Origin of the sequence: Ehrlichia minasensis, assembly GCF_004181775.1 — a bacterium.
GTDB lineage: Bacteria > Pseudomonadota > Alphaproteobacteria > Rickettsiales > Anaplasmataceae > Ehrlichia > Ehrlichia minasensis.
Genome location: NZ_QOHL01000008.1, coordinates 37,184 through 49,140, shown reverse-complemented (window position 1 = coordinate 49,140; position 11,957 = coordinate 37,184). Strand labels below are relative to the sequence as shown.

Genomic DNA, 11,957 nt, shown 5'->3' with positions numbered 1-11,957 from the left:
AAGGTACAACTTGTTCAACAGCAGGTGCTATACCAACTGGTATTTTTTCTCCTTTATCACTACTAGCATCACTTTCATCATCGCTATCGTATTCCTCACTATCACTAGATTGGCTATCATCTCTACTTTGCACAACACGTTGTTTTGGTATTACACCCTCTTGAGCAACATCAGAGCGAGTGAGCTCTCCTTGAGATGCCACCTGTTGTCTATCAATGGAAAACATATTATCCAATTCATGAAATTTTTGGGTCAATTCACCATGCAAATAATTTATTTCTCGCGGTAATGCATTCAATTGTTCATCATTAATTAAACGTATATATTGTTCAATTGCATTACTACATATTCTATATATTAAATCTCTATGTTCGTGTAAAATTTCTAATCCTTCTAACTCTCTTAATTCATATAAATCAATAGATAGTTCTAATAATTTCTTTAAATCATCTTGGTATGTTTTAACTAGCTCACTCTGATCTTTTAAATTACCATCTTTTTCCAAAACTTCTTTTAAAACTTCACTATGAGCCCCTAACGCACTGCTGAATGGTCCTAACAAACCAACAATATAAAACCTATGTTCCAAATCATTATGAAAACTAACAACTTTAGCAGATAATTTCCCTAATGCTAGCATTTTAAACATAAATTCATATTTATCAAATTCATATTTACAGACTTCACAAATTATACTCTTACATTCTGGAAGAAATTCTGCAGCACATATATTAACACCTTGTAAGTATAATTCTTGTAAATTAGTTTGATATTCTTTAACACATAACTCTAGAAGATCTCTATCAGCATTTCCATTATATAACATCTTCACCATTGATTGATGATACCCTAATAATAAGTAATAAGTATCAGCCATAACTTCTACAATACGTGCAATATCTTCTTGATCATTAACACCTATATATTCATAAATTCTGCCCTCTAATCTATCTATAGTACTTCTAGCATTTAAAATTTGAATTTTCAATCCTTGTGGACATAACTCACCCACTAAATCTAATAATGACCTTAAATTTTTTACTTTTTGACTCTCATGTGACCTACCATCTATTGAAGATGTACGTTGCTCACCAGGAAACATACTATCAGAAACTGCTGCTGCTGTTCTACTATGATCAGTACTTGCATGCATTACTCCACTACTTGGACTGGTACGAGTACCTTGTAACGTTGGAATATCACCATCTGCGTGCGTTCTACTCAATTGAGATTCAGATTCACTAACAGGACGACTACCATGATCACGTGTATCACCTCTATCCAATAACCTTGATGGTTGATGCTTTGGAACTGATACAACATCTTTATCTTGTTGAATATCTCTTTGAACTTGCCCAGCATGTCCATGATCAGGCCTATCATCCTTAGAGTGTGATGATGCTGCTGCACGTTTTTGAGCCTTAGAAGGTGATTCTTTATCACGCCACCTACCACTCTTTAAAGCATCTTCTAACCTTATCCCACCAACATAAGTTATGCAGCGGTTGAAATTTATCCCTTCAGCACGAGCACCATATTTTTCTATATCTTTATCAGATAGTGATATAGTACCGTCAGATTTCACAATAACATTGACTACTTGCTCTTTAGCTCCTTTTGGCACAATAGGAGTCCAATACAATTTAAGTTTTACAAATCCTTCAGTAACAACATAATTCTTCTTTTTCCCAACACTTTGTACATAACCCCTATTTTCATTAGAAAAATTAAATTTTACCGTATTTAATCCATGTGTTTTACAAAAATCACCATTCAATAACTGACCTATACGCAATTTAGCACTACACATATCAGCAGACAAGACACCACCTACTATATCAGCACGTACATCTTCGTATTTCATGCCTTTTCCTAATTTTACAAAAGGCTTTAACTCAGATTCACATTTGGATTTAATACCTAAATATTCTTCTTTACCAGCTATTAAAGATTCTAAAACACTAACTTTCTGATTCGCAAATTTTTCAGCAAGTTTCCCCTCATTATCAATAGATTCTGCAAGCATAATTGGAGAAATACTCATCTTATTTTTTGTATTAAGTAAAGCTCCACGAGATGCCAAGAATTTCACAAGTGCAACATGTTGCTCTCTGACAAGTTCAGGGTTAGACATCATAAAAATTAACAATGCATGTAAAGGTGTATTACCATTTTTATCTTTCCTATTAATGTTAGTTCCAGTTGACAATACTGCTCTAACAGCATCTTGTGACCCAGTAATAACAGCTTTACATAGTGACGAATTACCATGTATATCTACGTTATTTATACCAATAACTGCATAATTAGTGCGCAGGTAATCATATAACGTACCATTACCAGACTCAGCACAATTTACCAACATAGAATTAAAATCACACAACTCTGCTATTCTCTTCTTTCCTAACAACTCTTCTAGTTTCTTAAATAGAACATCAGCACAAGGAATACGTGGTATAGCTTCTATGCAATTTTCAAGTCTTGAATTTCTATTATTAAATAATAAATCTTCTAGTAATTCTTTATCTTTGTCTTTCAAAGCAGATATAATTGTCTCAAAAAGTTTTAATACTTTGTCATTACGAGCATTGATTTTCCCAGAAGCAATATCTTGACACAATTTCTGTAAAACATTATTGCCATCACCATCTGTATTAGCTAAAGTCTTTCTAAGACATTTATCATTTAATATTTTATTTAACCTTGAATAATTTGTATCAGCAACATCCTTATATTTACTCGCTTCTTCAGATAAAATACGTTCACAAACATCATAAAATACATTACTGAATCTATTCTGTAAAATTCCAGAATTCTCAACTAAATTACTAAGACTATAAACAGAATCACGTGCAAAAAAGTTATTTTGTGCAGCAGCAAGATTTTTTTCTTCTTGATCACTCATTCTAGAATGAGCCAATAATGAGCTCATAAACTCATCAATACCACTACTTTCAAGATCAACTTCTGAATCATTTAACCCCTTTACTAAATCACTCAATCTATCAAATACTTTACGACCTTCATTATTTTTATGATTAATATCAAAACCATAATCCATGCACAGTCTCAAGAATAGGTGTCGTAATTCTACATTAAGCAACATTTTTGGATCACGTTCAAAGTATCCTACAAACTGATGCAACATGTTATTTCCTTCACCATCAGTAACATTTGGATTTAATTTCCTGCCAGAATTCATACAAGATTCTATCAAATTAATATCACCACGTAAAAAAGCACGTTCAATAATAGATAGATCACTTGATAGAGTCTTGTGTTGAAATACTAATGCACTAGGAGCACTATTAATTGCCCTAATACACCTAGAAGTATCTCCACTTCGAATCAAAGATTCTATTTCACTTTGACTATCCAATATTGCTTTCTTACTGCTGCTAACAATAATTTCACTTTCCGGTAATAAATCATCTGATAGATCTTCTTCATCACTAAATGCACCCAGTTGTTTTGAACCTTGAGAATCAACAGTTCTTTCATGATCACCTGTCAGATGTGATCGCTCATCTACTGAATAATCATCATCACTATCAAAAGGCATCACAACCTGAGATGACAATGATGGCATATTATCTTCTTCTTCATCAGGTAGCGTAATTAATGGATCTAATGTCTCATCACTCTGATGTACTTCTGCTTGAACAACTTGAGTAGATGTTTTCAAAACAGGTTCTTCATCTGACATTTCACTATCACTTTGATATGCTGCTGACTGAACAGCTTGACCAGCAGTTCCTGTCATAGTTGTCGGAAAACCTAATGCAACGCTCTCTTCATCCTCAGGTAATCTAGTTAATGGCTCCGATGTCGCATCACTTTGAGGTACATCTGACTGACCAACTTGAGTAGACGTCCTCGTCATAGCCGTTGGAGAATCCAACTCAACTCTCCCTTCATCTTCAGGTAATTCAGTCACTGATGCCGCCTCACTCTGAGGTACTGCTGACCGAACAGTTTGAGGAAACGCACTTGATGGAGATTCACGTCCTGCAGTTTGAGATTCACCAGATGATAAAATATCTTTATACTCCTCAAGCTTAGCTTGATAAGCTAATAACCTTGCTTTTTCAACAGGATCACTAGTGTTCTTTATTACATTCAACAAAATTTTACTTAGTGCAGTCTCACCAACTCTTTCCTCAGAAACAAGTCTTTTCAATAATACATGTCTAAGTTGTACATTTCTACTCGCAAAAATAGCTCCCATCACCCGTGCATCATAACTTTTTTGTGGTAACCTTGTAATACTTTTATCTACCCTTCGAGATAATACAAATTCAAAGATTTCCTCACGCAGTCTAAAATCTGGTACTCTACTACTAGCAGCATAATCTAATAACCCTCTTCCTTTCTTATCTGAAACCTCTGCTAATTTTCCATTTTCTTTTAACAAATTTTGAATTTCAAAAATACCTTCATCATCTTTCATTGCACTTTGAGCACACAGATGAACTATATTAGCTCCATTTGCTGTTTTTGATGCTATATCCCCACATGGTTTAATCCTCTGATAAATCCTATAATCACCATGAAGTGCAGCATATTGAAAAAAAGACAATCCATCAGAATCTCTAACCTGATTAACAAGTGCACTAAGCTTTTTCTTATTACCTGTTTCTACTGCATGCTTATAAACTTTTGCAACTATCTCACTTAAAAACGCAACATTTTCTTTATCAACCGAGTGAAATATATTATCTTTCTTAGGATGAGCAGAACGTATAAAGTTTTCTACATTAAATTGTTCAATTACATAACCATACAAATCTGGATATTTCTTATAAACTTCATCTGCATTACTTAAAACTACACGTAACAGACATCCATCCACTTTCTTAAGCTTTGCTTCATTTAAAAGCTGACTGTACTGTTTTAATAGAGCATCTTTAATACAATTTATTACTTCAACATCAGCACCTTCCCTTACTGCAAAATCATATATTGTTTCAGAAGAACGAAATTCACATCCATAATTCTTTTTTAATTGTGCAGCAATTTCCTTATATGGTGATAATTTCACATCATATTGTTTTATCAACAAATTACCATCTTTTTCTATAAGTTGTTTTAACAATTCAACATGATTAGACAATATTGCACCATGAGGCAGTACACTCCCATGTAGTATTTCTTCAGGATTATCTCTTAAATAATCATGACATACATCTAATAAATCATTGAAACAAACAGCTAATCCTAAATCAGAAAGTGCTTTCCCACTTCTTAACTTAAATACTTCTCTTCCGCTTCTAATTAAACCTTTTAACAAAATTGGATTATTTAATTCAATAACTCTATCAATACTAAAATTCTCTTCAAGTATTCTATTATATGATTCAGGATTAAGACTAATAAAAGCTTCAAATGCCGTAGGACTACTTATCACTTTATTAAAAATTTTATTTAACAAATTAGGATCAGTAGTTTCAGCAACTATAGCTGATAAAATTGTTTCTAGGATTTTAATGTTAACATCTAATTTGCTATCAATAATACCTGTTAATTCATCTAATAACTCTTGCTCTGTATAATACTTAGTTAAACACTTTACAAAATTTTCATCATTCTGCTTACAAGCATAAGCGAACAAGCTATGTCCTACTATTCTATGCCTTTTTAAATTAATAGTATATTTATCAGATTTGGACTCAGTAGCATAGTATTTCAACTTAAACAATCTTTCCAGTAAATCACTATCTTTACTGTCAATAACATTTTTTATAAAAACTTCATTAGTCATTAAATTTCTTACTTGCGTTTTAGAATTCTCAACTCTATCAATAAAGTCCATACAAATTTTTTTGTATCCTTGCTGAAGCGCCATAGCAAAAGGAGTAATACCTTTCTCATCAGGTTGAAGAAATGCACTGACTAACACATCTAATGGAAATCTCTTATCACGCATAATATGTGCAGTTAAGTCAGGCTGCTGTGATAATATACAAGTATGAAAAATATTCTGATGACTGTCACCATATGCTTCTTTCAATTCCTGAGGATCAATCTTTTTAAGAAAATGCTGAATCATGTGTACGTTATTTCTAATAACAGCAGCTTGTAGAGGGCTACATACAGTAGCCATCCTATTTCCATTTAATGGACTCTTAATACTAGAAAATGCATCCTTTGTTTTCCTTTCATTCTTTATATTATTATATCCATTCTCTAACTTATCCCACTGCTTAGGGTTTCCAAACGCTGCCATTAAAGTAAATATACTATGCCCTAAATGTCCGTGACTTCGTTTTGCATAATTACTTGGATTACTACTAAAAGTATCAAGAATCTCTCTTTTAAATTTCTCAACATCACCATCTGCTACTGCTGCTACATATTGTGATAAAGCACCAAATTCATTAACTGTAATTTTCAGAGGAGCAACAGTACCAGAATCAATACCACCTCTCCTAGCTGAATCAACAGCTGATGTATCTCTTATTTTACTCCTAGCTCCATATAGCTGTGCAGGATCGAGCTTAACCTTTTTATTTTGTTCTACCAATGCAGGATAAGCTCGAGTACAATATTCTGAAAGTTCAGCATTACCACATACTACAGAATTATTGAATATATCGGATATTAACTCATCCCTTACTGATTTATCAAGACTATCAATAAAATCTTTGTTCTCTTTTAAAATACCTATAACATACCCAGAATCAATTCTTGAAATATTATTAAAAGACATTTTAAAAGTATTAATTACACTTCGATCTTGAGCATAATCTTGTTTAGCCTGCACTATAAGCTTCTTATGTACTGAAATTATATACCTTACTAAATCTTGCCTTGATAAATCTGACGCAACTTCTAATAAATTTTTTCCATCTTTTTCAGAATATACAAGAGTTGGATTGCCATCAATTAAAGATTTTAGTTTATCTACACCCCCATTACTAATACACTTAAAAGCAAAATCTACAATTTTATTTTTCAGTATAACTACATTATCGTACTGCAGCTGCGTAGATAAAGCACCACGCATAAGTCTAGATAATTCACTAAGCTGCTCAAATGAAGATTCTTCAAGAACACGATCAAACAAGTCACCACTATTAGCTAATATGTCGTGTAACCTTATTGAATTTGGCTGTGATATCAACATTGCAATAACAAGCTCAGGATGCATATAAGTTAAACCTTCCTGCTCTACATAATACAATATCGCATCAAATGCACATTTCACATCAGTCAGTACACTCAATAAAAAATCGACATCCCTTATCTTAATTATTCCATCTCCAAGATTTTTAACGTCAGGATTTTCTTCATCAATAACAGCTGAAAGCAAATTAACATTGCGAGACTCAACTGCATGTCTTATCGTACCAATATCAACACCTAATTGAACACAAATGGCGTAATATTTATCTGCACTTTCCACATCAGAAAATCTCTTATACCCTTTAATTACTCTAGAAATTAGCTCTGTATCACTTGTTGAATAACTACCAAACATTTCTTTACAATGCAAAAGCATAGAAAAATTACTATCAGTTAAGTTTTCAAACAATGCATACTTCAGCTCTTGTATTTCTTGCTGTATATTACTTTTTTCTATTTCAGTTTTTAACGCATCTATAGCTGCTTTTATTATGTTAATCCTTTTTCCTAAATTCTCTTCTGATTGCTTCAGCTGTTGTATCTCTAAACTTAATTCTGATGATAATCCTCCTACCTTACCAGATTCTTGCTTATTTCTTATTGTCTGTTGCAGTATTCTTCTATCATTTTCTACTTGCTTTAGCCTGTTCTGTTGTTCTTTTAATTGTTCACTTAATAAATTTTTTGATACAACAATTTCAGCATCCGACACCATTCTTTCTAATACTTGCAACCTTAATTTGTTCTTTTCTAGCAAATGTACTCTATTACTTTGTATTCTCCCTAAATCTAAATCATCAATCAACATTTCACAAACTGGTATTGGTGCTCGTAATCCATACTCTAATGATAGACCACCTGCTATTCTCCTTTGTTTCATTATGTCTCTGATAATACTCTCTTCTAGTGATGTTTGTGACTGTATTAATGCAATTCTATATGCTACTAAGTTTCTTAACTCTCTTGTCAATGACATCCCTGAAAGTTCCACTTTCGCTAATTGTTCTTTTTTATCTAATTCTAAAGATTCTTTTTTTATACTTTCTATCTGACTTCTCATGCTAGACATAGAGTTTGTCAAATCCAGTATTTCATGTACACATTCCAACTGCTTATTCAATAGACTTATTTTCTCACGAACCTGACTTGTTTGTTGTTTATCCTGTAACACAGTCAATTCATCTGATATTTTACTCCGTAATAACAATTGCCCTTCTAATACTTCTTTAATTTTTAAATCTTTATGTTTTTTAACCAACAACCGATCTTCAGCCATTAATTCATCACAATCTTTTTCTAAATCTTCTAATTTTTCATCAAATGACCGTGTTACCGCTTCATGCGGTAATATCTCACGCATTTTTGATATTTGATTTAAACATTGCTGTATAATTTTTTGCGAAGCTGCAGATTTCTCTTTCATATCTTGTAATACTTGTGAACTCATCCGCAATTTCACAACACCTAGACTGCTTAATAGTTCTTCATTACATATTTTCTTATCTTCATATTTTTGTAATAATTCTTTACATCTTTGTTCCATTTCAGCTAACATAACACGATTTAACGGTTCTTTGACTTCACTGATTACTTTACTAAAATTCGACACTATAGCCTTTAACTCATGATTCAAATCTACAACTGAATTTATCTTCTTTTGTACAATTGCTATATTATTTGAACTATCACCTAACATTTGTATTGCAGCTTTACAATCACGAATCTCTTTTTCAAGATCCTCTGTATTTACATTACTTAATCCCCCTGCTTCAGCATTTATCTTCAATTCATCCAATTTAAATTGCGCCATTCTCACTTTAGATATTAACCTATTTTTGCGTTCTTCATTGCTTTTTAATCGTTCTAAGCACGCTTTTAAAAAATTATCGTATAATTCATTACTAATAGTGTATTCTTCTGATGCTAGTTTTGATATATCCTTCTGGCATTTCAACAACCACTCCATACATTCTGTAACTTGATCTGATTTACATTTATTAATCAGATCTTTCCTATTACGCACTCCTTCTAAATATTCCTTAGGACTACTTCCTAATAACACTTCGAGTACAACATAATTACTATGTTTTATTGCTAAACTAATTACAGTATCATCACTCTTAGTACGTTGTAGTAGATCACCTTTACTTAATATTTCTCTAAAATCAATATCATGTTTTAAATCATCAACTAAATCAGATTGAACAAGCAAATGCAGCGGAGTTTCACCAAACCTGTTATTTTGCAATAACAAACGATCAAGCCATGTTACTTTTGATGACTTTTTATTACCATCTACGTATAATGACTTTAACTTATTGATTACGAGATTGACTACTTCTCTTTGACCAGGTTCAGCAGCATAATTCCCAAAAAGACAATGTAGTATATTACTACCATCATTTTCTACAGAATGAACATACTGATCTGCACTTTTCTGATTAAAAACTATATCACAACATTCATGATCATTAGAAAGTATAGCATTAAATAAAACATTACGACCGCGTACATCAACAACACCCCAATCAACTTCTTGTGACAACTTTGATCTACGACTTAAATTGTGTTTTTGAAATTTATTTAAAAAAACATATCCAGCCTTTGCAGCCATAAGTAATGGAAAATTTTTACCAACATCTTGGCTGTTTATTATATCACTATTACAATGCCTCAGGATTAAATCAAACATTTCAATGTATTTATGGTCATTCGTGTCCTTATACATTTTTATTATGTATTGTAATATGCCATTTGTACCATCTACACTACTATGCAATGCACGACCTTTACTAGCACTATTTGCAGAGTCAAGGAATTTTTTGACCTTTAATAAATCTCCAGATTTAACAGCATCGTGTAATGAACTATAATCTTTCATACTTTTTCCAACCTAAAACATTTCTAAAACATTATTAATCATACATTTAAAACTAAATAAATTATTATAGTATTAATAAAAAGATTAACTTTTTAAATAATTATACACCAGTCTTACATTATTAGCAATTTTATTTAATAAATATAAAAACATATCTTACCATATTAATAAAGATATTAATTTCTTATGATTAATCATACACTACAAAATCACATAATACTACTATTTAATAGCAGATATATTAAGCGGATCTATCCACACTACATTACCACTACTATTAGTGTATATCATATTCACTCTATTATTTTTTACATTAATAAACAAAAGAGCTGGTAAAGATAACAATTCCATCTCCATAATTGCATCACCAATAGTCATAGTTTTTACCACCACATCTTCCTCTATAACTAATCCAGAACCATCACTGTTATCAACATTATAATTGTCTATTTCATTACTATCAAATACGTACCCAAAACATTTCATCTGTGCCTTTACAGAATTTTTATTATGACGATATTTATTAATCTTTTCAGTCTTATGTTTCTGTAATTTACCACGCAAGTAATCTATAGAATTATCTATTGCATGATATGCTGTATCTGAAGTTTTAGAAATTCTAATAAATTCGCTTTTGATATCACTAATACTTATTGTAGAATTAAATAAATTTGCATCTTTAGATAAAGTTACTTTTACATTCACTGTTGAATCATCTGCAAAAAACTTTGTTATGTAATCCTTAACTGACTTTTCAACATAAGTCTTAATATTATCAGTAACATCAAAACCTCTAGTAGTAATCATTATCTTCATAATCATACCTTAACAAACTATACTAACAAATAATATGCTAAAACACTAAAAATTTACTATACATCATCATATCACTTTGATATAATGTGGTGGTTGTAGTATGGTTTCATGTATTAATATGTTAACAAATTCTATATTTTCTTTAACTCAAGACAACTTAATGTCTTACATGAATGAGGTACACACATTTCCAATCCTATCTCCTGAAGAAGAAGATAGATTAGCAAAAAATTGGTATGAAAACGGTACTGTTGAAGATGCTCATAGGCTAGTCACTAGCCATTTAAGACTAGTAGTAAAAATCGCATCAAGTTTCAAAAATTATGGGTTACCACTTATAGAGTTAATAATGGAAGGAAATATAGGATTGATGCAAGCTGTAAAAAAATTTAATCCTACACTCGGTTTTAGGTTGTCTACTTATGCAATATGGTGGATCAAAGCTTATATTAAAGACTACATACTTAAATCTTGGTCATGCATTAAAATCGGCACAACACAAGCACAAAGGAAATTATTTTTTAGCCTAAGGAAAATTAAACAAAAACTTTTTAAATATAATAACATCACGCAAGAAGATATAAAACTAATCGCAAATGAATGCTCTATCTCTGAACAAGAAGTAGAACAAATGAATAGGTATTTTACTTACAGGGATAGGTCATTAAATGAAGTAGTATTTTCCAGTGACAACCAAAAAGGAGTAGAATTACAAGAAATTATTAAATGTGATACACCAAACCAAGAAGACATATATCTGTTAAATGAAGAAGCAAGTCTAAAAGAAACACTTATAACACAGGCTTTATCAACATTAAATGAAAGGTATCGAGACATATTTATAAGAAGAAGATTGACAGAAAATCCAGATACTTTAGATGTATTAAGCCAAGAATACAAGATATCAAAGGAGAGGGTGAGACAAATAGAAATGCATGCTTTCACTAAAGTGAAAAATTTTATCATGCTTAAAAAGGAAGAACTTGGATTATTATTTATATAAGATAAAGCATTACACAGTAAGTCTTTAAAAATTCAAATAGATTGTTAGACATTTCTGTATTAATGAGTAAAAAGCCTATTATTACGATAATGTAACAAAACATTATTAGGTATTTCATTATTTAAACTGTAA

At 31.4% G+C, this 11,957-nt stretch carries 3 protein-coding genes; 1 reads left to right on the top strand and 2 read right to left on the bottom strand.

Annotation, left to right across the window (positions count from 1 at the left end; all coding sequences use genetic code 11):
* A partial coding sequence (locus tag DRF75_RS02395; protein ID WP_205745104.1) for an ankyrin repeat domain-containing protein occupies window positions 1–10,006 on the bottom strand: 10,006 nt, incomplete at its 3' end.
* A gap of 222 nt (window positions 10,007–10,228) precedes the next feature.
* Window positions 10,229–10,822, bottom strand: a complete 594-nt coding sequence (locus DRF75_RS02390; RefSeq protein WP_045171510.1) for an HPF/RaiA family ribosome-associated protein — start codon at window positions 10,820–10,822, stop codon at window positions 10,229–10,231.
* A gap of 100 nt (window positions 10,823–10,922) precedes the next feature.
* Between DRF75_RS02390 and DRF75_RS02385 the strand changes: the two genes are divergently transcribed.
* On the top strand, window positions 10,923–11,825 hold the full coding sequence (locus DRF75_RS02385; protein ID WP_045171509.1) for an RNA polymerase factor sigma-32: 903 nt from the start codon (window positions 10,923–10,925) through the stop codon (window positions 11,823–11,825).
* Window positions 11,826–11,957: the final 132 nt, after the last annotated feature.

Coding starts and splice junctions, on each gene's coding strand:
- DRF75_RS02390 (WP_045171510.1), bottom strand. CDS start 10,822: ATGAAGATAATGATTACTACTAGAGGTTTTGATGTTACTGATAATATT.
- DRF75_RS02385 (WP_045171509.1), top strand. CDS start 10,923: ATGGTTTCATGTATTAATATGTTAACAAATTCTATATTTTCTTTAACT.